General features: G+C 54.1%; 17 protein-coding genes and 1 pseudogene. 9 read left to right on the forward strand and 9 right to left on the reverse strand.

What is annotated here, in order from left to right:
- Nucleotides 1-49: 49 nt before the first annotated feature.
- Nucleotides 50-3,958, reverse strand: coding sequence for an Ig-like domain-containing protein (locus Q1B13_RS22985; protein ID WP_299084566.1), 3,909 nt, complete (start codon nucleotides 3,956-3,958; stop codon nucleotides 50-52).
- Nucleotides 3,959-4,221: 263 nt separating this feature from the next.
- On the opposite strand from Q1B13_RS22985, the gene Q1B13_RS22990 reads away from it, so the two are divergent.
- Nucleotides 4,222-6,165: a dockerin type I domain-containing protein gene (locus tag Q1B13_RS22990; RefSeq protein WP_299800534.1), complete on the forward strand. Its 1,944-nt coding sequence runs from the start codon at nucleotides 4,222-4,224 to the stop codon at nucleotides 6,163-6,165.
- 297 nt (nucleotides 6,166-6,462) lie between these two features.
- Nucleotides 6,463-7,221 (forward strand): annotated as a pseudogene (locus tag Q1B13_RS22995) (IS5 family transposase).
- A 663-nt stretch (nucleotides 7,222-7,884) separates the two neighbouring features.
- Here the strand turns inward: Q1B13_RS22995 and yghX are convergent.
- Together yghX and Q1B13_RS23005 are read right to left on the reverse strand one after the other, a co-directional pair.
- Nucleotides 7,885-8,772, reverse strand: coding sequence for a YghX family hydrolase (gene yghX / locus Q1B13_RS23000; protein WP_298937529.1), 888 nt, complete (start codon nucleotides 8,770-8,772; stop codon nucleotides 7,885-7,887).
- Nucleotides 8,773-8,867: 95 nt separating this feature from the next.
- On the reverse strand, nucleotides 8,868-10,031 hold the full coding sequence (locus Q1B13_RS23005; protein WP_299084561.1) for an aminotransferase class V-fold PLP-dependent enzyme: 1,164 nt from the start codon (nucleotides 10,029-10,031) through the stop codon (nucleotides 8,868-8,870).
- 134 nt (nucleotides 10,032-10,165) lie between these two features.
- On the opposite strand from Q1B13_RS23005, the gene Q1B13_RS23010 reads away from it, so the two are divergent.
- Nucleotides 10,166-13,042: an FAD-binding and (Fe-S)-binding domain-containing protein gene (locus Q1B13_RS23010; RefSeq protein ID WP_299084558.1), complete on the forward strand. Its 2,877-nt coding sequence runs from the start codon at nucleotides 10,166-10,168 to the stop codon at nucleotides 13,040-13,042.
- Between the two features lie 9 nt (nucleotides 13,043-13,051).
- Nucleotides 13,052-13,729 carry a GntR family transcriptional regulator gene (locus Q1B13_RS23015; RefSeq protein ID WP_299084555.1) on the forward strand — a complete coding sequence of 226 codons (678 nt, stop codon included), beginning with the start codon at nucleotides 13,052-13,054 and terminating at the stop codon, nucleotides 13,727-13,729.
- 42 nt (nucleotides 13,730-13,771) lie between these two features.
- On the opposite strand, the gene Q1B13_RS23020 is transcribed toward Q1B13_RS23015, so the two are convergent.
- From Q1B13_RS23020 to Q1B13_RS23040, 5 genes are all read right to left on the reverse strand, one after another.
- Entirely contained in the window at nucleotides 13,772-14,848 is a 1,077-nt protein-coding gene (locus Q1B13_RS23020) for an Ldh family oxidoreductase (protein WP_299084552.1), read from the reverse strand.
- The gene (locus Q1B13_RS23025) at nucleotides 14,838-15,710 is read right to left on the reverse strand and encodes an ABC transporter permease (protein WP_299084549.1); all 873 of its coding nucleotides are present in this window, start codon (nucleotides 15,708-15,710) and stop codon (nucleotides 14,838-14,840) included. Before Q1B13_RS23025 ends, Q1B13_RS23020 begins: the two co-directional genes overlap by 11 nt.
- On the reverse strand, nucleotides 15,707-16,516 hold the full coding sequence (locus Q1B13_RS23030; RefSeq protein WP_108859902.1) for an ABC transporter ATP-binding protein: 810 nt from the start codon (nucleotides 16,514-16,516) through the stop codon (nucleotides 15,707-15,709). The genes Q1B13_RS23025 and Q1B13_RS23030 overlap by 4 nt, the downstream gene beginning before the upstream one ends.
- The gene (locus Q1B13_RS23035; RefSeq protein ID WP_299800539.1) at nucleotides 16,513-17,472 is read right to left on the reverse strand and encodes an ABC transporter substrate-binding protein; all 960 of its coding nucleotides are present in this window, start codon (nucleotides 17,470-17,472) and stop codon (nucleotides 16,513-16,515) included. Before Q1B13_RS23035 ends, Q1B13_RS23030 begins: the two co-directional genes overlap by 4 nt.
- A gap of 125 nt (nucleotides 17,473-17,597) precedes the next feature.
- Entirely contained in the window at nucleotides 17,598-18,518 is a 921-nt protein-coding gene (locus Q1B13_RS23040; protein ID WP_299084543.1) for a fumarylacetoacetate hydrolase family protein, read from the reverse strand.
- A gap of 139 nt (nucleotides 18,519-18,657) precedes the next feature.
- On the opposite strand from Q1B13_RS23040, the gene Q1B13_RS23045 reads away from it, so the two are divergent.
- The 4 genes from Q1B13_RS23045 (at nucleotide 18,658) to Q1B13_RS23060 (ending at nucleotide 22,784) form a co-directional block, all read left to right on the forward strand.
- Nucleotides 18,658-19,338 carry a FadR/GntR family transcriptional regulator gene (locus Q1B13_RS23045; protein ID WP_299084540.1) on the forward strand — a complete coding sequence of 227 codons (681 nt, stop codon included), beginning with the start codon at nucleotides 18,658-18,660 and terminating at the stop codon, nucleotides 19,336-19,338.
- 187 nt (nucleotides 19,339-19,525) lie between these two features.
- On the forward strand, nucleotides 19,526-20,209 hold the full coding sequence (locus Q1B13_RS23050) for a fumarylacetoacetate hydrolase family protein (protein ID WP_299084537.1): 684 nt from the start codon (nucleotides 19,526-19,528) through the stop codon (nucleotides 20,207-20,209).
- 57 nt (nucleotides 20,210-20,266) lie between these two features.
- The gene (locus tag Q1B13_RS23055) at nucleotides 20,267-21,802 is read left to right on the forward strand and encodes an acyl--CoA ligase (protein ID WP_299084534.1); all 1,536 of its coding nucleotides are present in this window, start codon (nucleotides 20,267-20,269) and stop codon (nucleotides 21,800-21,802) included.
- Nucleotides 21,803-21,806: 4 nt separating this feature from the next.
- Nucleotides 21,807-22,784 carry a 2-dehydropantoate 2-reductase gene (locus Q1B13_RS23060; RefSeq protein WP_299084531.1) on the forward strand — a complete coding sequence of 326 codons (978 nt, stop codon included), beginning with the start codon at nucleotides 21,807-21,809 and terminating at the stop codon, nucleotides 22,782-22,784.
- Nucleotides 22,785-23,208: 424 nt separating this feature from the next.
- On the opposite strand, the gene Q1B13_RS23065 is transcribed toward Q1B13_RS23060, so the two are convergent.
- Nucleotides 23,209-24,141 (reverse strand): LysR family transcriptional regulator, encoded by a 933-nt coding sequence (locus tag Q1B13_RS23065; protein WP_299084528.1) that lies wholly within the window; start codon nucleotides 24,139-24,141, stop codon nucleotides 23,209-23,211.
- Nucleotides 24,142-24,507: 366 nt separating this feature from the next.
- On the opposite strand from Q1B13_RS23065, the gene Q1B13_RS23070 reads away from it, so the two are divergent.
- A partial coding sequence (locus Q1B13_RS23070; RefSeq protein WP_299084526.1) for a BCCT family transporter occupies nucleotides 24,508-25,979 on the forward strand: 1,472 nt, incomplete at its 3' end.

Consider the following 25,979-nt stretch of genomic DNA (forward strand, 5'->3'; position numbering starts at 1 on the left):
AACACCCTCGTGCGATTTTTGTTATTGCTTCACCAATTGAACGCTTGGATTAGGCGCCTGCGCCTGTTGGATCGGTGTGAAGGATGTTGTCTGAGTTCAGACCGCTCAAGTCACCCAACCCGTCGAATGTTGCGACTGTGTCGATCGTTGCTGCGTCGGAAGCAGAGTAGTCGACTTTGACCAAGACACTGTCGGTCCCGTCTGTAGCGAGCAGGTACAATTCATCTCCTGAGACCGCGCCGATAAAGCTCTCTACTGCGGCTTCAATTGTCCCCTCGGTCAGATCCGAAAGAATGGTTGTCAGGCCTACAAACCCGGTGTCCGATCCAAGTGCATCACCAAGAGTTAATGTTTCGAAATCGGTTCCATCGCCCCGCAAGGAACTGACATCAAGTCCACTGAACATCAAGGCATCTGTAACATCAGTTGCCGATCCGATCGTGAACCCTGTCACGGTGTCGTCACCATTGTCGGCAGGGTTGGCTTCGAACACGACTATGTCCCGTCCTGCATCACTAAGATCAATGGAATCGTCGCCATCTCCACCGCGCATGATGGCATCCACGCCGGTTGCAGTGAGAGTGTCATTTCCATCCGTACCAAGCTGGAAATCTGTAGGGCCGCCATCCGGTGTGGTGATCGTCAGAATGATCGGTTGGTTTGGGTCCTGAACCGTCATGGTGAACGTGACCAACGGTTGCGACAGATCGGTAAAGGTGGTCGCGGCTCCCGCGAAGTTTACCGTGTCTCCAACACCGGGGTTGACCAAGAACAAATCAAAGTCACCGTTTTCGGTGTCTGAGCCTGTATCGAAAGTGACAACGGTTGAGTCGTATTCAAGCTCTGCTGTCATGGCCAGTCCGCTTGACAAGTCGCGGTCACTATCGGCGTGGATCGCAAATGTTACGGTTGTCCCGGTTTGTCCCACTTCAGTAATAACGTATGCTGCTGGGACGTGCGCCGTGGCCTCGCTGGAAACTGCTAATGGGTTCGGTCCACCCGACACTGTTGCCTGTGCAGCAAAAGTTAGGTCATCCCCCGCATCGAAGCCGGAAAAGCTTGAAGGTGGTACGTTTAGAGACCAGGAACCGTCCATCGCAACAGTTGCCGCCCCGACTAAACCGCCGTTCAACACCACGTCGACGGTCTGGCCTGCTGCCAATCCGATCGATGAGCCGCTGATGTTTAAACCCGAACTTTGTGCGTCAGACAGTGAAAAAGCGTTGTTTGTACCGATCGAGCTCATGCTCAATAAGGGTCGAAAATCCGTCGTGACGGATGTTGTAGCTGCAGATGCGCTGTTGCCCGCTGCATCGTCGACACTGGCAGATACTGGAAAGTTTGTTGCATCTGCGAGTGCAGCCAGATCCGCTGTGGGCACAGTGGTGGACCAGGTCCCTCCCGTTGCGATGGCCGTATAAGTTTGGCCCCCCAGCGTGACCGAAACGGTTTGCCCGTCCTCGGCCGTTGTCGTCCCGGATACGGTCAAGTCTGAGCTTTGTTCCGTCACATCCAAAACCGAACCAACGGACAGTGGATCAATGGTGACCGAGGGCGCAGTGAAATCGGTGGTGAAGCTGTCTGTGGCTTGACCGGTGTTTCCCGCCGCATCGGCTGTCGAGGCATTGAGGTTGTAGCTTTCCGCATCCTGTAGTCCGCTGAGATCCGAGACTGTTGCCGTATATGTCCAACTTCCACCCAAAACTGTTGCGGTTCCGGTGACATCAACGGTCCCGTCAGCCCGGGCAATTTCGACCGTCACAATGCTACCATCCGGAGCGTCCGACGTGCCGGATACGGTCAGATCAGTGCCTTGCTCGACCGCATTCATGACGGCACCATCTGAAAGGTTCGTTATGGCGATCGCGGGTGCCGTGAAATCTGTGTCGAATCCGTTGCTGGCCTGAATTGCGTGATTGCCTGCGGTATCGGATACGTCTGCAGTGACATTTATGGTCGTAGCATCGGGCAGGGCACCCAAGTCTGCTGCAGGAACGGAGACGCTCCAACTGCCGCCTGATACGCTAGCGGAATAGGATTGACCATTCATCATGACAGTCACAACTTGGCCGTCTTCAGCCGTTGCTAATCCTGTAATCGCCAAATCAGTGCCTTGTTCAGCGGCGCTCATGATGGCGCCGGTCGAAAAGCTGTCGATGCTGAGTGTTGGCGCGGTGATGTCTGTAGAAAGGCTCACGTCAGCCTGCGGTGCAGCCAAGCCGTCTGAGTCGTTTACATCCGCGGTTATGCTAAAGCTTCCACCGTCAGCAAGCGCGGCCAGATCACCAGACGGGATCGTCACGCTCCAGCTGCCTCCGGATACAACTCCGGTATAGGTCTGGCCATCCAAAGTCACAGTGACTTGCTGTCCGTCGCCGACATTTCCAGTTGTACCGGTTACGGTAAGGTCCGATCTAACTTCTGCGGAGTTTAAAATTGCACCAACAGACAAGGGCGCAATGGCGATCGAAGGACCTGCCAGATCGACCGGGACCGACACAGCAACCGGCGCCGACTGATTACCTGCCGCATCTTCTACGGCCACGGTGATCGAGGCTGGCACTCCGGTGATAAGCCCGCTCAGATCGGCATTGGGAACCGTGACGCTCCAGCTTCCACCCGTGGCCGTCCCGGTGTAAACTTCGCCGTCAAGCGTGAGGGTGACGATTTGACCATCTTCGGCGGTGGTTGTCCCGGTTACGGACAAATCGCCACCAATATCTGCAAGGTCGATTGAGCCACCTGCAACCGAATCCAGTGTAACAACCGGCGCGCTGAAGTCTGTGTCAAAACTTCCGCTGATCTGAACGGCGGGGTTGCCTGCCCTATCGGCGACGTCGGCGGTAACAGCAATCGTCACACCGTCGGGCAAAGCGGCCAGGTCCGACGATGGGACCGTCACACTCCAATGCCCACCGGAAACCGTCCCGGTATATGACTGGCCGTTCAATGTTAAGGTCACCGTTTGACCATTCTCGGCATCCGTCGCGCCAGTTATGGTGAGGTCAGTGGACTGTTCGGCTGAGTTCAGCACAGCGCCATCCGAGAACCCGGAAATTGAGATGGTGGGCGGAACCGTATCTATATCGAATTGGACAAGTTGGACTGAAATCTCTTCTCCCGAGTCGTCCAGATTCCTGATCGTCACTGTGGTAACACCTTGCGGAAGTCCGCTGACCTCCGACGGGGTAAGAGAGATGCTCCAGTCGCCATCGGAGTCCGGTGTGACGGTTGTGACCACCGAGCCAATTGTGACCTCAACCGTGGTCGTCCCCTCTGGCGCGGTGGACCCTGTGATGGCGCTGTTCAATGCAGTGGATTGCAATTCGGCCAGGTTCAGGCTCGGGAAGCTGGGTGCTGGCGCCGGTGTCGGCGTCGGTGTCTCAACCGGGCCGCCGTCTTCTCTCTCGCTCCCTCCGCCACCGGCTGCTGCGGCGGCCCCGGCCAGCCCTACACCGCCCAAAGCGGCTCCGGCACCACCGATGCCTCCGGCGGCAGCGCCGCCAGCTTCCGCTACACTGAATTGAGCAATCTCAGCAACCGCCTCTTCCGCGATCATGATTGCGCCGCTATCCAGGACCTGGACGTTTTCGGCGGCAACAATCAGCGTGCGGCCATCGGCCATCCGCAGTTCAACATCACCATTCTCCAGCAATTTGACGGACCGCACACCTGAAATTGTTTCAGCAAACTGGAAAGCATAAAGCTCTTCGACGCTTGCCTGAGATAAAGCTGGCAAAGCCATGAGAGTAGAGCCAAGCCCGCCAGCGATGCCGCGGCCAGCCCAACGACGAAGCTTACCGTCAATCCACCGCCGCACGTGGTCTTTGCGTTCGGTGTGCTGTTGCTCATCAGACAAATGGGAGTTGGAATCAGGTGCCTTGGTCATCTTGCCCTCACATGTGGTTTCCGCGATGTCCCGAGGGGAGCAGGTCAGTCCAGGTTTGGATTTTTTCATCTGTCTTGCCCTCTGATTATTGCCGCGTTCGGACCAGAAAATTTAAGTTAATCTGAAACTGAACTCCTCGTTTTCACCACATTCCTGCTTTGGTTCTGCTCGGACCATCAGATCAACCTGTTGTCGTGCCAGGGGTGGCTTAGGGGGTGATCGATGTGATGCTTCAATTCCAAAGTATGGTTGCTACGGGGAGCGCAGCGCTCGATTCAGGTATCGGCGATACCGCTTTAAAAACGTTTAACGGGGACACGTATCTTTACACCGTGACCGGACCTGCCGGTGGCGTCACGGTTTGGCGGTTGGTCGACGGGGCAATTCCGCAGCTTGTGGACACTGAATACTACACTGGCACCATCACGTTTGTTGTTGGTCGGAGTGGCGTTCCGGTGACCTTGGGCGGGCAGGATCAATTGGTGCTGGACGTGAATACATCAACGGGTCTGGTTGGGTATGATCTGAACTCCGACGGCTCAATCGGAGATCTGCACGAGACCGGAACTTCAGCCGGAGGTGGCGACGTCTCTGCCCTGGTGCAAATGTCACTGGGCTCAACTGATCTTCTAGCCATCGCGCATGAGGGCACCGGGCAAATTGGCACATATTTTGTAAACGGCGACGGCACGCTCAGTCTGGCGGGGCTAGCAGTTGGCGAGGCTGATTCGATGCAGGCGTTGCAGTCTGGGGCAGGGCAGTTTGTCGTTTCGGCTGATGCCGCAACCAATACTATCTCTGTATTCCAGGTGGATGCGGGCACTGGCATGTTGGCGGCAATCGACAACACGAGTGCCATCGAAACGCTGGGTATCGCCGTGCCGACGGCTGTTGAAGTCGTCGAGGCCTATGGCCAGTCCTGGATTGTTGTCGCTGGGTCCGCCAGCAACTCGCTCAGCGTCATGAAACTCAGCGATACTGGCAATCTTATCCCTACCGATCATGTTTTGGACACGCTCGATACGCGGTTCCAATCGGTTCAGGATCTTTCCCTGATTGAAGTAGATGGGCGTGTTTTTGTTGTGGCTGGGGGCGGCGATGATGGGATAACTCTGTTCACCCTCACACCCAATGGGCAATTGGTCCATCTGGACAGTTTCGCCGATACATTGGGCAGCGGCCTCCAAAACGTTCAATCCCTGAGCGTAGCCCATGTTGGTGATGAGTTGCAGATCCTGGTCACATCGCAACAAGACGCTGGCGTGAATCTTCTGACCACATCTGTCAGCGAACTGGGAGTGGTGAGTGAAGGATTCGGCACTGTAAACGGCACCGCACTGAATGACATGCTAAGTGGCAGTATTCTGCAAACTTCGCTTCTGGGCGGGGCGGGAGACGACATTCTGATCGCCGGAGCTGGAGCAACCACCATGACAGGCGGGGCAGGGGCCGATATCTTTGTCATGCAGTCCGGCAGCGATCCAACAACAATTACGGATTTCGAGGTGGGCGTAGACCGGTTGGACTTGTTTGACTACCTGTTGTTGCGCACCCCTTCGCAACTGACGTTCACGGTCACCGCACAAGGGGCCGAGATCGAATATCGGGATGAGCTAATCCAGATTTATTCTGCTTCGGGTGGTCCCCTGTCCAGTTCCGACGTATTTGGCACCGGGTTTGGTGGTCCGGATCACATCCCGGTTGACTTTGCTGGTTTCGAAGGGTTGGAGTCAAATGGGTCACCAGGAATTCAGGGGGAAATCTCAGTGAATTCTGAGACTACCAATCCGGGTTTGACAGACGCCGAAATCAAATTCACCCCAAATGGCGGAGGGACAGTCAGCGTCAGAGCCGATGACGAAGGGCGATTTGATCTGGATATGCCTTCCGGGTCGTTCTCTGGTGAGTTGGATATTGTCAAATCCTACTCCACCGCCAGCAAGGAGATAAATGCTTTGGACGCTCTGCAGGTGCTCCGTCTCTCTGTCGGGTTGGACCCTACCTGGGGACCAGCATCGCCCGAAAATCTGATCGCCGCAGACATCACGCAAGATGGTACGATCAACGCTCTGGATGCACTGGCGATATTGCAAGTAGCAGTCGGAAAACCTTCGGCGCATAATGCAGAGTGGGTATTTATGGACGCTGACGCCGATCTTTCGGGCATAACCCGAAACAACGTAGACTATGAGACCGGCGTCGATATCGTAGTGGTTGACGGCGTGGTGTCAGCAGACATGACATCGATCCTCCTGGGAAACCTCGAAGCTTTCTGAGTGTCGTAACAGTGTGTTGGATCACCCAATTGCTGAGCTATTCTTCCAACATGGCAACATTTTGGCTATGAAATTTTGAGGCTCAGGCACTCATGATTGTGATCCTTTCTGCCAAGGTGCCCGGGGATCACAGCATCGCTTTCGGTGCCGATCTGCGTTAACAGTTGGACCACGCGTGGAATTCAAAACCACGATCAAAGGTGATTGAGCGTCGTGCGGGCTAGGTCATGGACGCACTAATTTGGTTGCCGCCATGTCGGCTGCGTGTTTCAAGCCCCTGAGTTTTAAGGGTTTAGTTTGAGCAATCAATTCTGGCTGACTGACGAACAGATGGCGCGACTTTAGCCTTACTATCCGAAGAGCCATGGCAAGCAGAGGGTTGATGACCGGCGTGTGTTGAGCGGAATTATTTTCATTAACCGCAACGGGTTGCGGTGGTCTGATGCGCCTCGTGAATATGGGCCGCCCGAAACACTCTACAACCGGTGGAAGTGGTGGAGCGACATGGGTGTGTTCGCTCGGATCATGGCTAGGTTCGCTGTGGAAAGAACCAATCATGAGACCGTCATGATTGATGCAACCTACCTCAAAGCTCATCGCGTGGCCTCTAGCCTGCGGCTGAAAAAAGGGGGGCGCGGTCGACTGATCGGGCTTACAAAGCGTGGCATGAATACGAAGTTGTACGGCGATACCGACAGTCTTGGACGTCCGAGACGTTTCTTTATATCTGCCGGACAGCTCAGCGATTACGCATGAGCTAGGGCCCTGATCAACGGCCTTCCATCTGCTGGCTGGCTGCTGGAAAATCGTGGCTATGATGCGGACTGGTTCCACGAAACCCTGATAGACAAGGGAACAGGTCCTTGCATCCTTGGTCGAAAATCACGCGACTAACCTGTCCAGTACGACAAGCGCCGCCACAAACGCCGTAACCGGATTGAGATCATGTTCGGACGTATAAAGGACTAGTGGTCGGTTGCTGCCCAATATGACAGGTGCCCGAAGGTCTTCCTCTCGGCGATTGCACTCGCAGCTACCGTCTTGTTCTGGCTGTAGTTTAATGAGCCTGGAATCTAGCCGAGTGAGGAGACTATGAAATCTGTACCGTATGTTGGTGGGAAGATGACGGGTAAGACGATCGCAATGCAGACGAGGTTCTGGGAGGCCCGAACCGCCGGTATTCATTGAGCGATGCTCGTCAAAAAACTATTGATCACGGCTATATGTATGCAAGTGACGAGGGGATTCCGACTGTCGACAAGCCAAGCAAGGCTAGGCGGGAACTCTTGGCGTATATAGGGATCTTGTCCGATCCATTCGAACAAATTGATCTGGAAAAGTTCGAATTGCTTTTGGACAGGGCTAGCAAACTAACCAGTAGGTAGTTTCGGGTTTGTCGCAGATGCTTTCTGCACACGCGATCATTGGCCGTGATCGGTCGCATTGATGCGATTGACGTGAAGATGAGGGGCCTACTCAACTGGAGATCGGTTCACATAACACCCCTACATCGACGTTCTCGGTTCGTTATAACGCCATCAAACATCCACTTGATGCGGAAACTTTCAATGAAGTTATCTATCGATGTTGATGCCGCAATGGGTTCCACTCTGTCTACAGACCATGGGCCCTAGCGGCCTCACTGATTACAAAAGTCAGAACGCTCGGGCTTCACGGGATTTGTTCTCAGTGAACTGTGGGTTTCGCAGCTATCCCCCATTACTCCAGATGGGTTTTGAACCAATCAATTGTGCGGTCCCAGGCCAAGTTGGCCATCTCCTCGTCATAGCGTGGCGTGCTGTCATTATGGAAGCCGTGGTTGGCATTTTCGTAGATATAGGCCTCATAAACCTTATCATTGGCTTGTAGAGCCGCCTCAAACTCGGGCCAGCCTGCGTTGATCCGCTCGTCCAACTCTCCCATCTGAATCAGCAACGGTGCCTGAATTTTGGCGACATCCTCGGCTGCTGGCTGGCGTCCGTAGAACGGAACACCAGCGGCAAGTTCGGGGTAGGCCACCGCAATTGCGCTAACTACACCGCCGCCGTAGCAGAAACCGACAGCTCCGACCTTTCCAGTGCAGTCGTCTCGGTTCAATAGATATTCGAACCCATTGAAGAAATCGTTCATCAGCTCGACTCGGTCCACTGTCTTTTGCAGTTCGCGCCCATCGGCGTCGTTGCCTGGGTATCCGCCCACTGACGTCAGGCCGTCGGGGGCCAGTGCCATGAACCCGGCTTTCGCCAATCTGCGCGCCACGTCTTCGATGTAAGGGTTCAAGCCGCGGTTTTCGTGGATAACCAGCACCGCTGGCAGGGGTTCATTCACACCGGACGGTCTGACAAGGTATCCCCTGACAGCGCCAGTTCCATTTGGTGAGGGATAGGTGATATAGTCTGCATGGATATCGGAATCGTTGAATGAAACCTGCTGCGCCAGCGCGTAGTTCGGGCTGAGCATGTTCAGCAACGCAACCGCTGATAAACCACCAACCGCGAACTTACCGGCGCGGTCCAGGAACTGGCGCTTGGTGATTTTGCCGTGGGCGTAAAAGTCGTACAAGTCCAAGAGTTCTTGGTCGAAGTCTTTTGCCGTCATGCGAGTCATTGTAAGTCTCCTTATGAATTGGCAGTCAAAAAGGTTCGTTATTGTCAGATCTATGAGTCTTGGTTTGGTTGCGTTTTTAGAAACTCTGTCCAGCGTTACGCAGCCTTGAGATGCTCCAAGGCAGCCTGAATGCCGCCACTGTTATGAGGCATGCCGCTCTTGGCTAGTCCCATTTCTACGCCAGAAAGGGTGGCCATCAACATTAGGTCGTTGAAGTCGCCCAAATGACCAATGCGGAACACCTTGTCGGCTACCTTGGACAGACCATTTCCTAGTGAGATGTCATAGTGCTCAAGCGCCGTAGCACGAAACGCATCGGCGGAGTGAGCTTCTGGGACCTTAACGGCGGTCAAGACTCCCGACTCCTGACCTTGATGAGCACACAAAACCTCAAGACCCCACGCGCGGACGGCGGCCCGTGTCGCGGCTCCGTGGCGCGTATGACGGGCAAAAACGTTGCCCAGCCCCTCCTCGTGCAACATGTCGATGGCCTCATTTAATCCATAAAGAAGATTGGTGCCGGGGGTGTAAGGGAAGAACCCCCTCTGATTTGGCCCGACCATATCCTGCCAATCCCAGTAACTTCGAGGCGTGGTCACGGATTTTGAGTGTTCCAGCGCCCGATCGCTCACGGCGTTGAAGCTCAGACCAGGCGGTAACATCAGTCCTTTTTGCGAGCCGGAGACACACACATCGACCCCCCAGTCATCGAACCGAAAATCAATCGACGCAAGGCCGGAGATGGAGTCCACGATTAGAAGCGCAGGGTGTTTCGCTGCGACTATGGCCCTGCGCACTTCCTCAATTGGTGAGACTGACCCGGTGGACGTTTCGTTGTGAACGACGCACACCGCCTTGATGTCGTGCTGCTCATCCGCACGTAGACGGTCTTCAATCTGATTGGGGTCCGCGCCGCCACGCCAATCCCCTTCAATCAGCTCTGGTTGCAACCCTAGTTTTCCAGCCAAGTTGCACCACATGAAAGCGAAATGTCCTGTTTCGAACATCAGAACTTTTTCGCCCGGCGAAACCGTGTTCACAAGTGCGGCTTCCCATGCACCGGTGCCGGATGAAGGATAGATAAAGACGTTCTGTTTTGTCCTGAAAATCGTCTTCATACCATTGAGGGCCTTACTCCCCACTTCAGCAAAATCAGGTCCTCGATGATCAATGGTCTGCGTGCTTATGGCTTTCAGGATGCGCTCTGGCACAGCGCTTGGCCCTGGAATCTGCAAAAAATGTCTGCCCGCCTGACGCATTTGAACTCATCCTTACGCTGGTGCCAAAAGAGTGGCGTTATTACCTATTGCAAAAGTTAATTATGAATTCATTATTCAGTCAACGGTGAAGTGAAGGGTCTAATTAGGCTTACACGGAAGGGAAGGTGTACCTGATGGTAGAGAATGGATCGTTGTACCGCCGACTGTTGTCCGACGTGCAAGGAGAAGTGATGTCAGATCCGGCATCGCTTGCTCGATACTCGACCGATGCCTCAATCTATCAGATGATACCGGACGCCGTGGTGGTTCCCCGATCTACAGAAGATGTTCAAGCCGTGATGTCCGTTGCGCGGGACGAAGGATGTTCGGTTCTTCCTCGTGGCGGTGGCACATCGCAATGCGGGCAAACGGTCAATCAGGGTGTTGTGCTGGACAACACAAAACACTTGAATCGTATTCTTGACGTCGACGTTGAGAAACGTATCGCACGCGTTCAGCCCGGTGTTGTTCTGGGTCAACTAAACCAAGCGTTGAAGCCGCATGGATTATGGTTTCCCGTAGATCCCTCTACTGCGTCTCGTTGCACTCTTGGGGGGATGGCAGCAAACAATTCTTCAGGCGGAAAGTCTCTGCGATACGGGATCATGCGAGACAACGTCCGTGCGATAAACGCAATCATGGTTGAGGGCACGGAAGCGCGGTTCAGCGCGGATACGGCCGCATCAGGGGATTATGCGAACCTTGTGGGTGACATGCGCGCTCTTGGGCGTCGCGAGGCTGCTGAAATTGACGCTCGTTTTCCCAAAGTCCAGCGCCGTGTGGGCGGGTACAATATCGACGCCCTCGTAGGTAACGACATCAACATGTCCCATTTATTGGTGGGGTCAGAAGGCACATTGGCCTATTTCACGGAACTGGAATTGAACTTGGCTCATCTGCCGGGCGCGAAAGTTACCGGTGTGTGCCATTTCCCGACATTCCGTGCTGCCATGGAAGCCACCCAGCACATCGTGGCACTCAACCCGCAGGCGGTAGAGTTGGTCGACGACACCATGATTGCCTTGGGGCGTGAAATCCCATTGTTTCGCGAAACGATTAATGCATTTGTTGAAGGCAATCCCGAAGCCCTGCTGCTGGTGGAATTCGCCGAGGGCAGCGCCGAGGCCAATGCTGCAAAACTAGTCGAGCTTTCGCAACTGATGGGAGATCTCGGGTTTGCTTTCAGCGGTGCGGAAAACCGGTGGGGCGGCGTTGTCTCTGTTACGGACAACTCTTTGCAGAATGCTATCGCCGAGTACCGAAAATCCGGGTTGAATGTCATGATGTCGATGAAAGAGGCAGGCAAACCGATCTCTTTTGTCGAAGATTGCGCCGTCCCGTTGTCCGACCTCGCCGATTACACCGCTGGCCTAACCGAAATATTTGCCCGGCATGGCACAAAGGGAACATGGTACGCGCATGCCTCGGTGGGGTGTTTACACGTGCGCCCTGTGCTGAACATGCGGCAAGACAAAGACGTCCGGACAATGAGGGTAATCGCCGAAGAAACATTTGATCTGGTCAAAAAATATAAAGGATCTCATTCAGGTGAACATGGTGACGGGATCGTACGATCAGAATTTCATGAAAAGATGTTCGGTCAACGTATCGTTTCTGCGTTTGAGCAGGTTAAGAACCGGTTTGATCCCGACGGGGTGATGAATCCCGGCAAGATCGTGAACGCGCCTGCCATGGATGACCGCCGACTGTTCCGCTACGGCCAGGACTATTCGGTTCCTGAATTCGAAACCACGCTGGACTGGTCTGCTTGGCCGGGTGCCGGAGGAGGGTTTCAGGGCGCCGTCGAGATGTGCAACAATAACGGTGCATGCCGCAAGCTCAAGGGCGGCGTTATGTGCCCTTCTTTCCGAGCGACCCGAGACGAGCGAGACGCTACACGTGGGCGGGCAAATTCGTTGCGGTTTGCCATCAGCGGGCAGATGCCGGGCGGTTTGTCGTCCGATGCCATGTTGGACACAATGAAGTACTGTGTGTCCTGCAAAGCTTGCGCTCGGGAATGTCCGACTGGCGTTGATATGGCGCGAATGAAAATCGAAGTATTGTCAGCAAAACGTAAAAAAGATGGGCTGAGGTTGGCAGACAAATTGATAGCTTACCTGCCCCGATATGCGCCAAAAGCCGCGAAAGTCGCGTGGCTTATGAATTTACGAAACAAAATTGCACCCTCGCGTAAGCTATTGGAGGGACCGACTGGTATTTCAGCGCGACGTGATCTGCCAGTGTGGTCTTCTGCTCCGTTCCGTGATGCCGAGGCTCAGGACAATGATCCGCAGGTGTTGTTGTTTGCTGATGTGTTCAACCGGTATTTCGAACCGGAAAATTTACGCGCCGCTGTCCGGGTTTTGCGGGCAAAAGGACTTCGGGTGGCCGTGGCGCGAGGCGATCAATCTGACAGGGCCTTGGATTGCGGACGTACTCTTTTAGCTATGGGCTGCGTCGACGAAGCGCGTCACGAGGCACAACGCGTGATTGACGCGACGCGAGAGGCGGTTGCAAAAGGTGTTCCAATAGTCGGGCTCGAACCTTCCTCTATCCTCACGTTCCGGGATGAATTTTTGGCGCTTTGCCCGGGGCCGGAAACGGAGATGTTGTCGAACGCAACGTGTACCTTTGAGGAATTTCTAGCCGATCAGCCGGACTTGCCCCTGAAGTCGTTGGATCGCCCGATTTATGTGCATGGGCATTGCCACCAGAAAGCTCACGATGCTGTCGCACCGATGCTAAACCTTTTGAAGCGTATTCCAGGGGCACAAGTTCACATGATTGAAAGCAGTTGTTGTGGCATGGCAGGAGCTTTTGGATATTCGCCTGACACTATCGATGTTTCGATAAAGATGGCACAACTCGACTTGTTCCCGGCGTTGGAAGCAGCGCCCGTAGATGCAGTTATCGTGGCAGACGGGACATCTTGCCGCCAGCAAATCGACGAAGGTACGCAGCGGAAGCCCATGCACGTCGCGCGCCTGTTGGATATGGTTCTTGATGTTTAGGAAATGGAAATGAACCTGACGGACAGCATTATACGCCCGACCCTTCATGAAGAACTGGTCGAAAGGCTGCGTAACCTGGTTGTCGAAGATGTTCTAAAGCCGGGTGAGAAAGTGCCCGAGAAACAGCTTTGTGACTCGTTGGGGGTCTCACGGACACCTTTGCGAGAAGCTTTAAAGGTGCTTGCATCAGAAGGCTTTGTGGTACTTCAAGCCAACCGGGGGGCCCGCGTCGCAAGTGTCACGCGAGAGGAATTGGAGAATACGTTTCCAGTGCTTGCGACGCTTGAGCAACTTGCGGGAGAGTTGGCATGTCAGCATATGGATTCCGCTGAAATTGAACTAATCGAACGTCGCCACGCCGATATGCTGAAGGCCTATAAGTCACATGACCGACAGGCATATTTTAAGGCCAATCAGGACATTCATCAGGCACTAATACGTGGCGCGCGAAACGATATCCTTGCGAGCCACCACAAGCTGTTGGCCGCACGGGTCCGCCGCGCACGTTTTATGGCCAACTTGTCGGACGAGCGCTGGGCGCAGGCCATTTACGAACACAAAGCCATGATGGAGTTACTCAGGGCCCGTAATGCAGATGGGCTTGGGAAATCTATGAAGCTTCACATGATGAACAAACTTTCTGCTCTTGTGAAAGCGCTGGAGGTAGAGGACGAGACACCTCGCTAAACCCTAATAAAAAGCGCCTACCAGCTTCCCACGGATGCGCTGCTAGTCGGCGCTGAGACCAGGAAACAGAGGGGATAACCCACAGTCCTCAGCAAGTTTGTTGAGGCCTCGACAAAGAGCGGGGTTCAGCCTCACACCGTCTTTGCGGCGGGCCTCTGCGGCAGCCGTTTTGCCGTCTCCGGGCAAGCGCACCGGGTCATGACCGGGCAGGGGGGCGGATGCGCGCATTTCAGAGAAGACGCGGGCTGCGTTAGAAGCAAAGTCATTGCCCATCCCAAAGGCTGCCGGATTGAGCGCCATAACGAACTGGCCGGTGTTTGTGGATGAAGTTGTGTCCGAGGTGAAATTGACCACATCAGAACCGAAGGCCGCGCCGTTCAAGACCCCGGCCATCAACCCGATTGCTACGGAAAGACCAAACCCTTTCGGACCGCCGATCGGCAAAAGAAATCCTTCTGACTTGAGGGCGGGGTCCGTCAATGGGTTTCCATCACGCCCAACCATCCAGCCCTCGGGCATAGGCTTGCCTTGCTGCAACAGGGTTTTGATCTTACCCATCGCGGCCACAGTCGTCGCCATATCAAACACAAACGGGTCGGGGCCATCGACGGGGGCGGAAAAAGCAATGGGATTGGTGCCAAGAAGCAAATCGCTTCCGCCATAGGGCGGGACATGGTTCGCGCTGCCCACTGCTGCTGCCATACCAAGCAACCCAGCCTCGGCTTGTGGACGCACATAAAGTGCGAGTGGTCCTGCATGGTTGCCGCGCCGAACACCGACCCACCCGATACCGGCCGCTTTAGCCTTTTCAATTGCAAGATCCCGCGCCGCCGACATAGCCAGATGGCCGAGGCCATCGTCTCCGTCGATCAAAGCGGTTGCGACAGTCTCATGTTCTACAGTGACTTTTGGCGTAGGATTAGAGCCGCCCCCTGCCAGTCTGGCAAGATACTGGCGCAGGCGAAAAACACCATGCGTACCGTAGCCATAAATGTCGGCCTCGACCATCAGCGAGGCCACCTTGTCCGCATCTGTTTTCGGCACACCTCGAGTTTCGAGCGCGGCCGCCACAAATTCACGCAGGGTGTGGCAGTCTATTTTCACAGGCTCAGAAGTCATCTCTTCCCACCTGTTCTTTGTGCCAGAACACCAATTTACGCTGTGTCCAAACCACCGACGCAAATACCACCAGACCAACAAGGCTGAGATACAGGATCAACGAGAAGACGCGCGGCGTGTTGAGCTGCGAGGCCGCAACTCGGATAAGTTCGCCAAATCCCTTACCACCACCCAGGAATTCCCCTGTGATCGCACCAGCCATTACGCCGACTGCTCCGATCTTGAGGCCGGTGAAAATTTGCGGCAGGCCAGTCGGCAGTTTCATCTTGAACAATGTCTGCATCCGACTTGCGCCCATCGTCTTGAAAAGCATACGCGCGTTTTCGTCGGCGGCGTGTAGTCCAGCCGCAGTACCTACGACGATTGGAAACGTCGCGATAAACGCCGCAAGCGCGACTTTTGATTCAATGCCAAAGCCCAACCAAGCTACGAAAAGCGGAGCAAATGCCACCTTCGGCATGGTATCTATGGCCACCAGATAAGGCATCACTGCCTTTTCACCAAATGCCGTTTCCCCCACCAATACGCCCAGTGAAAAACCGATCGCGATAGCCAGCGCAAAACCATAGATAACTTCTTTGATTGTGATCCACAGCGCCCCAAGCATGTAGCCGCCAGTCAATAGATTTTGCCCCACGAAGATCATATCTTTTAGGGTTTCCATCGGTGTCGGCAAAATGATTGGGGAAACCAGCCCAAGGCTCGTGACACTTTGCCATGTGCCCACGAAAACCACGAAGACAAAGGTCATCGCCAGCCAGCGTGGAACCGAGTCGATAAAGTGAATTTTCTGTTCCCATACAGTGTCTTCTGCGGTGTCAGAATCCTTTAGGGAAGCTGAGTGGTTATGAACGTCGCTCACATTTCTTCTCCCTTATCCAGGAGGCCGCGAATGTAGTCTACAATAGCGCCAAACTTGGGCGTGGTCATCATATCCAACGTGCGTGGGCGTGGCAGGTCGACCTTCACAATTTCGGCAATCCTGCCCGGGCGTGGTTTCAATACGACGATTTCGTCGGATAAAATCACGGCTTCCTGAATAGAGTGCGTTACAAGAAAAGCAGTCGCATCCTGTTCATGGCAAATCCGCTGCAGTTCCATATTCATCATGTCACGTGACAGCTCGTCCAGCGCGCTGAATGGTTCGTCTAACAAAAGCACAGCTGGTTCAGTGATCAACATCCGGCAGATTGAGGCGCGCTGTGCCATGCCGCCCGACAATTCATTCGGGTATACGTTTTCGAACCCCTTCAAACCCACGATGTCCAAAAGTTCGTGAGCCTTGCCCATTGCTTGCTTGGCGGCTGCCTTGCCGTCGCGGATTTCAATCGGCAAGACGATGTTTTCCACTGCTGTTTTCCAGGGGAAAAGCGTCGCTTGCTGGAACATCATACCTATGTCCCGACGGGGTCCAGTTACTGGCAGTCCTTGTAGGATCACGCGCCCTTTGGTGGGAGGGATCAGGCCCGCCATGATCTTGAGCAGAGTTGATTTTCCGCAGCCGCTAGACCCGATGACAGAAGTGAAGCTTCCTTTCCGTAGAGTCAGATTTATGTCCTCAAGCGCAACAACAAGATTGCGTGCATAGGTCTTGCTTAAATGGGTCAATTCGTAGACCGGCGTGCCCAAGGGCGCGCCGGAAAACTCTTGTGCGGCTGCAGCGTTCATTTGCTGGCGGCCTCGTTGCCAATGGCGGCAAATTCATTGGTCCAGGCGGCGCTCAAGTCATCAAGCGGTCCCGGAATTTCGCCCCCTGCGACAAGCGCGTCTTGCCATTCTTGCCAAACCTCGGCGGGGTACCATCCCAGACCATTGCTTGGATCCGCTGCTATGGTCTTCGAGCGTACGGCATCGAACAGCGCTGCCTGGAATTCCTTGTCTTCGCCTTCCTGCGGATTGCCGTCCGCCAGATGCTTCAGCACAGCTTCACGGTTGGCATCATCGAGAGCAAAGGCATGGCCACGTGCGAACGCGCGGCTCCAGGCCTCGACCAATTCGCGATCATTGGCGATTGTGTCAGCCATTGTGGCGATACCGTTTCCGAAGAAACGCCCAAATTCCGCAGGCGTTATGTCGCGCACCTTCATTCCGCGCTGGTTCAGGATTGCTGTATCTGCCGTCGAAGCAGAATATGCGTCGATTTCACCGTTCAGGAAAGCTGCTGTCGCCGGGCCGCCGTCGCCAACGGTAAGAAATGTGAAATCCTCACCTTCTTTCATACCTGCACCGGTCAAGACGTTGCGTGCAAAACCCACTTCGGCACCGTCTGCGGTGCCGGTCCCGATGACCTTTCCGCGCAGTTCCTCAACGCTTTGGACTTCAGAGTCTTCCGGCACCGCGATGCCGAAGTTGCTGCGTGCCGCAACGTTGTAGATATGTACGGCATCCACATCGCGCGACCGCGCTGCAATCAGAGGCCCGGGTCCAGGGCGACCGAAATGCGCTTGCCCAGCAGACAATGCCTGAAGCACGGCGCCTGAGCCGTTGATAGCCTCGACGGTCACTTTCAATCCTTCATCTGCGAAGTACCCTTCTCCAATGGCGACAAACACAGGAAATGAGTTGATTGCCGAAGGGCTGGGTTGCACGAAGGTGATTTCACGCAAGTCTTGCGCAAAACCCATTGTTCCTAGTGCTCCTGCTACCGGAACAGCAGTAAGCAGGGACGCTGTGAAAGTCCTTCTGTTCATCATTGTAGTCTTCCTCCCTTGAATGTTGACGCCTCACAGCGATTGCTGCGTAGGAGCCATTATACGGCGCGCACTGTGTTCCTTAGCGTGCCGATTTCGGAAACCTCGCAAACTACGACGTCCCCGTTTTTCAAAAACTGCGGCGGTTCCATTGCGTATCCGACGCCTGATGGCGTACCTGTCGCAATGATGTCTCCCGGTTCCAGTGTCAGGCCTTCAGACAAGGATGCGATCAACGTTGGAATGTCGAATATCATGTCCGACGTCATCCCGTTTTGGCGCTGGTCACCGTTAACTGTCAGTCCGATCGACAGAGCTTGCGGATCGCTGATGGCATCGGCGGTCACGATGCAGGGACCAATTGGGCAAGATCCATCCAACCCTTTGCCTTTGAAGTACTGGCCGCCATGGCGGCGCTGTATGTCTCGGGCGGTTATGTCGTTCAGAATAGAATACCCAAAGACATGATTAAACGCATCTGCCTTGGTGATGTTACGGCCGCGCTTCCCTATCACGACTGCCAACTCGACTTCGTAGTCGATGGACTGCGACACCGAGGGAAAGAGTAGGATGTCGGCGTCTGGTGCAACGACCGAGGTCGGCGGCTTGGTAAAGAAAACCGGATGTTCGGTGACGCCGATTTTCTCTTTTTGCGCCCGTTCGCCTTCTGCGATGTGTTCAGCGTAGTTCCGCCCCACGCAGAACACGTTCTTACGTGGCGTGGGAATGGGCGACATAAGAGGCGTGTCTTCAGGGACGAGCAAGTCCTTGAGTTCGCCTGCCTCACCCGCAGCAACAACGGCCTTCAACGCTTTAAGTGAGGTCTGACCGCCCTCGATAATTAGCTGCATCGTGCTTACATCAAGAGCCGTATCCGGCATGAGCATCTTGATCGCACGCGAAACATCCAACCTGCTTCCGTTAGCAAGTATTGCGACACAAACGGCGTTGCCATCTACTGAAACGGTCGCTAAACGCACTCGGCTCTCCTCCTACATGCTGGCGCCCACTTAGGTCACCGATCTTGGCAGGCGACTCAGATTTGGTTGTCACTTGCACTTGAGTTTTTGCCGACTTGGCGTTTCAATCAATCAACCAATCAGCAAATTGGGTGGCAAGGTGAGTGAGCCTACAGAACTTTCGCAACGTGTCCGGGACCTGATCGACAATGCGGGATACCGGCACAACGATAGGCTTCCGCCTGAAAGGGAACTGTGCCAATGGCTGGGCACAACCAGAAATCAGCTGAGGCGCGTATTAGCTGAACTTGAGGCGCAGGGGCTTATCTGGCGGCATGTGGGTCGGGGCACTTTCGTTGGTGCCCGACCGGTTCTCAATCTGACGGACGTGACCTATCTGGGTGACCAGATCAAGCCAGAACAGGTTGTGGGTGTTCGGTTTACCATCGAGCCGCAGCTTAGCCGCCTTGCCGCGCTTCATTCTACGCGTTCGGATCGCGAGCAAATGAGGCTCTGCGTTGAGAGGTGCCGAGCCGCAGAAGACTGGCGCACATATGAAGCATGGGACAATAATTTGCATCACGCGATAGCCCGGGCAACGCGTAACCAGCTTTTCCTGTATTTCTTCGAGACTCTGAATTCCGTTCGAAGGTCCATTGTGTGGGGACAACCTCGTAAAACCTATAAGCCGCCCGACGATTACTCCAGCTTTCGAGAGCATGACTTGATCCTGGCGGCGATATCGAGTGGAGACGGAGAAGAGGCGGCGCAGGCCATGTTGGCTCATCTGAGATCCGTTTACTCCCGTGTGTTGCCAGCTAGTCTTGAGGCCGACCACTAAACTAGAGCCCGACCAATTTGGGAAATGGTTGGGCTAAGCTGCGGCTGAACCTCTTGCAAATCGACGGTCACATTGGCGATGACTGAGACAAGAGCTACGTCTTTTCGGGCGTGGCACAGCATCGATCGGAACACGGCCACAGATTGGCAAACCGATCTTTGGCAACGAAACGTTCAGGAGGAAAGCGATGCACGATCATGTAATTCCCGCGGCGAAGGTTCACGAAATACCGGTAGAAGGCGGTGGCCGGTTTCCGGTACGTCGGGTTTATTGCATTGGTCGAAACTACGCGGCGCACGCTATAGAAATGGGCCACGACCCAAATCGTGAACCCCCATTTTTCTTTCAAAAGAACCCTGACAACCTCGATCCATCCGGAGAATTTCCATATCCGGCTCACAGCTCGGACGTACATCATGAAGCTGAAATGTATGTGGCGCTTAAATCCGGCGGCACGAAAATTTCTGTCGAAGATGCTCTGGATCACGTCTACGGCTACGGGCTTTCACTGGATATGACCCGTCGAGATCTACAGGGCGAAATGAAGAAAATGGGTCGTCCTTGGGAAATTGGGAAGGCATTTGAGCGCTCAGCTCCTTGCGGACCGGTGCACAAAGCAGAAGATGTTGGGCCACTCGACGAAGGCGCAATTCGCCTAACGGTGAACGGGGAAATTCGGCAGGAAGGCGATTTGAACCAGATGATCTGGAAAGTTCCTGAGATGATCTCATACCTGAGCGATTACTTCGAACTTGCTGCCGGAGACGTTATCCTTTCTGGAACTCCTTCTGGCGTTGGCCCCGTCAACCGAAGTGATGTGATGGTTTTGGCGGTCGACAAATTGGGTAGCCTAACCGTCAAGGTGACATAGCAACCACACCAATCCCTCTTCGCGAAATAGGCCAATGCTTTTGTAAACGGATCCCAGATGCCACACATAGTCGCCGAATTGATCGCACCCCATTCTGGCACTGCAAATGCTATCGGTGCCCCAGGTCGATCTTGGTTGCACTACCTCGGGCTGCGTGAGCTTTGCGCAAAGGTTAAAAAAGATCTCCATCAGATCGGAGTAGGTCGTCGCGACCGAGTGGCAATTGTGTTGCCCAATGGCCCCGAAATGGCGACGGCCTTCATATCCGTTGCCCAAGTGGCGACGACGGCACCTTTGAATCCTGCGTATACTTACGAAGAATACGTTTTCTACCTCAAAGATCTGAAGGCCAAGGCCCTTCTTGTAAACGAGAACGACGATGGACCTGCCGTAAATGCGGCAATGGACCTCGGCATCCCTGTCTTGAGGGCCTCTCACGATCGCTTACATTCGGCCGGACAGTTTTCTATTTTGCCCTGTGACCCAATTGGCACGGCTGACACATCCGCGCCGGTTGAAGATGATGTCGCCCTGATACTGCACACGTCGGGAACAACGTCGCGTCCCAAAATCGTCCCTCTGACGCAGGCTAATATCTACGCATCCGCGCGAAATGTGGCTTCGTCTTTGAAACTGGCAATCGACGATCGCTGTCTGAGTATTATGCCGCTGTTTCATATCCACGGGTTGATTGCGACCGTCGCCGCGTCTTTAGGTGCTGGATCTCAAATTAGCTGCGCCCCCGGGTTCAACGCTCTTAGTTTTTTCTCACAGGTCGCTGAAGTTGATCCGACCTGGTACACCGCAGTTCCGACAATGCATCAAGCTATTCTTGCCCGAGCTGCACGAAACCAAACGATCATTGAGCAATCGCGGTTGCGCTTTCTTCGGTCTTCTTCTGCTTCGTTGCCGGGCCCGGTAATGGAAGAGTTGGTGGCAACTTTTAATGCACCCGTCATCGAAGCCTACGGTATGACTGAGGCAACACATCAAATGTGTTGCAACCCGCTTACTCCCCAAACTCAAAAACCCGGATCTGTTGGAATAGCAGCAGGCCCCGAAGTCAGAATTGCAGACGAGAACGAAAATGTTCTGATCTCTTCGCGGGACGTCGGAGAAATCGTTATCAGCGGTCCGAACGTGACGCCGGGATACGAAAGCAACCCGCAGGCAAATGCCGACAATTTCTTTGAAGTGGACGGAAAAACTTGGTTTCGCACTGGTGACCAGGGTTCATTTGACGAAGAGAATTATCTGCGACTGACCGGTCGTCTTAAGGAGCTTATCAATCGCGGTGGAGAGAAAATCAGTCCACTTGAGGTTGACGCTGTACTCTTAAGCCACCCAGAAGTCGCTCAGGCAGTTTGTTTTGCCGTTCCCCACGAAAAACTGGGTGAAGACATAGCGGCAGCTGTGGTGCTTTCAGAAGGCGCGACGATCCAAGGTCAGGAGGTCAGGGCTTTTGTCGGCGCACGTCTCGCAAAATTCAAGGTGCCGACTTCGGTGGTTGTTCTTGAAGAAATTCCAAAAGGCGCGACTGGCAAGATACAAAGGATCGGACTAGCTGCTAAATTGGGACTGGCAAAGGCTTAGACACATGAAAGTTTGTATCTTTGGTGCCGGAGCTATCGGAGGTTACGTTGCCGGGAAACTTGCACAGACTGATACAGAAGTCAGTGTCGTCGCGCGTGGTCCCCACTTGGCGGCAATGCAGGAAAAAGGACTGACCCTTCTTGAGGAAGGGCAGGATCCGGTTAGCGTTCCAATACGCGCTTCAGACAATGCTGCCGATCTCGGCCCACAAGACTATGTCTTCATCACACTGAAGGCGCATTCCGTCCCAGCAGTCGTAGACTCAATGCAGCCGTTGATTGCAGACGAGACAACCGTAGTTAGTGGAGTGAACGGGGTGCCCTGGTGGTACTTCCACAAACTGGGCGGCCCGTACGAGGGGACGAGGTTGGCCTCAGTCGACCCGGATAATGTACAATGGGACGGTTTTGGGCCAGATCGTGTCCTCGGATGTGTTGTTTATCCAGCCGCCGAGGTCATTGCTCCTGGATCAATCAAGCATATCGAAGGCAATCGTTTTTCGTTGGGCGAGGCCGATGGTACTAAATCAGACCGTGCTGCCAAGCTTTCGGCTGCACTATCCGCCGCTGGACTGCGTGCGCCGGTAAGGCCGAGAATTCGGGACGAAATTTGGCTGAAGCTATGGGGTAATCTGTCGTTTAACCCAATTTCCGCTCTTACCCACTCAACACTTGATGTCCTGTGTGCCGACGAAGGCACACGCTCCGTGGCACGCGGAATGATGCTCGAGGCTCAGGAAGTCGGTGAAAAACTTGGTGTTAAGTTCCCGATAGATGTTGAAAAACGCCTCGACGGCGGAGCGGCGGTCGGTGCGCACAAAACCTCTATGTGGCAGGATTTGGAGTTGCGCCGACCGATGGAAATTGATGCCTTGGTCTCTTCGGTGCAAGAACTAGGGCAACTTACAGGGACCTCAACGCCCATAACCGACACGGTCGCATCACTGATCAAACTGAGGGCGAAGGTCGCAGGTCTGTATTAAAGTCTTTCTAAGCTTTTTCATAAGAGCTTGGCTTGAGGGCGGATAACGGAGACTGGTTCGGAGATGTCCTACAGCACCTTTGGGGGATTATCTGAAGCTTCGATGACAGGCAGCTCCTCGTTTCGTGTCAGAAATGCTTGACGTTTAGGTCAGAATTCAACGACGCGATTTATTCGATTCTTGCGGTTTTGGTCGCCGATTGAGTCAAAAGTCTGTGACGTTTCAAAGGTGGCTGTTAGAAATTCCTCAAGTTCAAGTTTGGGCCTCCGCGTGGTCTTACTCTAGTTGTAAGGCCGACTTGGCAAGAGATTCCACGAAACTTACGAAGAACTTGCTAGTACTCGGGAAAAGCAGCTGGTAGTCCACGATAGGGTATTGGGCGGCAACAATAGGTTAGATGCGAGTTCGTCATCGACGCGGAGCACTATGCCGAAGGTGTTGAGAAAACCTGGTCCGCGATCCAGTCGAAAACCATACGAGGACCGCGACCTAAATTGGCCGGGTCCCGCGACATGACGTAGCCAGCGTCGCTCATGACTACGTCATTTGTGACTTTCACAAGCGAACCATTGCTGAGCAAGCCATCAATTAGGCCGATCCAACCCAAGGCGACCCCATCTCCTGCCAAGGCAGCCTGTGTGACCATGTCGTAGTTGTTGAAGCTGATATAATTTTTCTTTCTTTCACCTGTAATGCCTAGGCTATCAAACCATCCCTGCCAGGTTTGCCACTCGGCGGTGGCTGGTTTTGACAAGCTTAAAAGCTGAACATCCAGTAGGTCTGTTGAAGATCGAATTGGTGTTATCTTTTCTAATAGCTGGGGGCTGCAAATTGCTGCGACGATCTCTTCCAACAGTAGAATTTCACCAGGCTTAATCTGACTTATAGGTGCTACATGGATCTGTATATCACAATCCGTATCGTCCAGGCCCGGTGGCACAGTAGATGCCAGAATTTGAATTTCAATCTCGTCCCCAAGTTCTTCACGTAAATAGGCCAGACGCGGTAGCAGCCAAAACGTAGAGAAGGCGAAGTCGGCAGAAATCCGGACCCTCGGTTTGGATTTACGTTCCAGCAATGAACCAACTGCATAGCCCATTTGAGTCATTGCAGGTTTGACCACGTTGAGAAGCCTTAGCCCTTCATAGGTTAGTGAAACGCCACGGTGTTCTCGTTTAAAAAGTACCACGCCCAGATCGATCTCCAAACCCTTGATCCGTTGAGATATCGAAGATTGCGTCAAGCCAAGCGCTTCTCCGGCGCTTGTGAAGTTTCCATGCTTCGCGACCAATTCAAACGCATAGAGGGCGACAAGGTTGCGGCTGAGGTTGGTATTATTTTTATTAATGTCATCCATAATTACTGAACTACTGCAAAACTACACGAATATGTACCAAAAACTCTTTCACAGGGTGTTTGTAGCCGCCCGGACAAAAAAGAGACGGGATCGAGTCATGACCGGGTGCTGGCGCAAGCAGACAATCCAGACTGCAAAAGCAATGCAAATAGGCAAGGCGGCTGACTGCATCGTTGGACGTAGTGATTTCCTTAATTGGCGGGCCGATCCCCATTCAACAGATCGTGCATGCACAGTTCAGTCTGCCGCTTTTTATTGCCTCAGTTAGGCAACATGGTTTGCCGCTAATCCAAACACGGCTTGGTGCTGAAGTCGAAGCAACTTGATCTTGCAACTCGCTTGATCAGCAACAGGGAGAAAAAGAATATGGCAGTTAAGCCTCCACTATCGGAACTTCCGATAAAAACCGCTGAAAACGGTTTCTATCGGGGGTTCAGCGTTAACGTGACGGTAATCAGTAAGATCATTATCAGTTTACTGGTGGTCTGGTGTATTGTGTGGCCCACTCAAGCTGGCAGAATCTTAGGCGATTGGAACGCGGCCATTCTGGCCCAGTTTGCCGCTTGGTACATCTGGGTCGTAACCGCGTTTGTTATCGTTTGTATCGGGCTGGCAATCTGGCCGACCGGAGGGCGTCTGAAGCTTGGTGTGGAAGGGGAAAAACCAGAATTTTCCAACTTCTCTTGGTTTTCGATGATGTTTGGCGCCGGGATCGGTGTCGGGATGCTGACGTGGGCCGTTGCGGAACCTGTCGCGCACTTCAAGAACAACCCCTCGGTGATTCAAGGTATCACAACGGCGCTCGATGCGGACAACGTTAGAACTGCCTATGTGTGGTCCTATCTGCATTGGGGTCTTGGCGCATGGGCGTGTTATGCAATTGCTGGTCTTTCGCTGGCGTTCTTCAGCTATCGGCGCGGGCTGCCATTGACGATCCGGTCGTCGCTGACGCCGCTGTTTGGCAAAGCGCTGTCCGGTAACCTCGGTCACGTGATCGACATTGTGGCCGTTGTTGCTACTATCCTAGGCGTTGCTCAAACGCTGGGGTTCGGAGTCGAGCAGTTCGTTGCGGGTCTAACGCGAATTGGGATTGGGGGATTGGCACATGCTGATGGCTCAGCGACGACGCTTGGGATAATTGTTGCGCTTTTAGTCATCATGGGGGCCTCGACATTGTCGGCGTTGTCCGGCGTTGGCAAAGGCATCAAGTGGCTGTCGAATATCAACATGGTGTTGTCGATCTTCCTGTTAGGCTTCTTCATCATTTTTGGGGCCACGTTCTTCGGAGCAAGTGCCTTCTTTGTAGGGATCTGGGATTACCTGGTCGCTCTGCCGTGGCTGAGCTTCAACGTCTATGCATCTGATGGAGTCGAAGGATCTGAATCCTTCCTGCTTGCTCAATGGCAGGGCTGGTGGCCAGTGTTCTATTGGGCCTGGTGGATCGCATTTGCACCATTTGTCGGACTGTTCCTGGCGCGCATCTCTCGGGGTCGTACAATACGCGAGTTTGTGTTGGGTGCGATGATTGTTCCCTCGCTGATGTGCTTTGTCTGGTTCGCTTGGGCAGGAGGCACAGCGATTGATTTGGAACTGAACGGCGACGCGAATGGCGTTATCCTGGATGCGGCAAATGGCGACAAGATCTTTGCTATGACAGAATTCATGCTGGCTCCGATTGCACAGTTCCTAGCCTGGGCAATGGCGGTGGTCATCGTCGTTTTGCTTATGACCTTCCTGGTAACGTCAGCTGACTCGGCCGTCTTGATCGTCAACACGATCAACGCTGCAGGCGACGAAGGTCCCAAGGCGCGTCCGCACATCGTGTTCTGGGGCGCTGC

The organism is uncultured Ruegeria sp. (assembly GCF_947489545.1).
Classification (GTDB): Bacteria; Pseudomonadota; Alphaproteobacteria; order Rhodobacterales; family Rhodobacteraceae; genus Ruegeria.

What these genes read in the sequence shown, in the direction of transcription:
- yghX (WP_298937529.1), bottom strand. Translation starts at nt 8,772, where the DNA reads ATGACTCGCATGACGGCAAAAGACTTCGACCAAGAACTCTTGGACTTG.
- Q1B13_RS23035 (WP_299800539.1), bottom strand. Translation starts at nt 17,472, where the DNA reads ATGGGTTTTGCGCAAGACTTGCGTGAAATCACCTTCGTGCAACCCAGC.
- Q1B13_RS23020 (WP_299084552.1), bottom strand. Translation starts at nt 14,848, where the DNA reads ATGACTTCTGAGCCTGTGAAAATAGACTGCCACACCCTGCGTGAATTT.
- Q1B13_RS23015 (WP_299084555.1), top strand. Translation starts at nt 13,052, where the DNA reads ATGAACCTGACGGACAGCATTATACGCCCGACCCTTCATGAAGAACTG.
- Q1B13_RS22985 (WP_299084566.1), bottom strand. Translation starts at nt 3,958, where the DNA reads ATGAAAAAATCCAAACCTGGACTGACCTGCTCCCCTCGGGACATCGCG.
- Q1B13_RS23050 (WP_299084537.1), top strand. Translation starts at nt 19,526, where the DNA reads ATGCACGATCATGTAATTCCCGCGGCGAAGGTTCACGAAATACCGGTA.
- Q1B13_RS23010 (WP_299084558.1), top strand. Translation starts at nt 10,166, where the DNA reads ATGGTAGAGAATGGATCGTTGTACCGCCGACTGTTGTCCGACGTGCAA.
- Q1B13_RS23065 (WP_299084528.1), bottom strand. Translation starts at nt 24,141, where the DNA reads ATGGATGACATTAATAAAAATAATACCAACCTCAGCCGCAACCTTGTC.
- Q1B13_RS23030 (WP_108859902.1), bottom strand. Translation starts at nt 16,516, where the DNA reads ATGAACGCTGCAGCCGCACAAGAGTTTTCCGGCGCGCCCTTGGGCACG.
- Q1B13_RS23060 (WP_299084531.1), top strand. Translation starts at nt 21,807, where the DNA reads ATGAAAGTTTGTATCTTTGGTGCCGGAGCTATCGGAGGTTACGTTGCC.
- Q1B13_RS23055 (WP_299084534.1), top strand. Translation starts at nt 20,267, where the DNA reads ATGCCACACATAGTCGCCGAATTGATCGCACCCCATTCTGGCACTGCA.
- Q1B13_RS23005 (WP_299084561.1), bottom strand. Translation starts at nt 10,031, where the DNA reads ATGCGTCAGGCGGGCAGACATTTTTTGCAGATTCCAGGGCCAAGCGCT.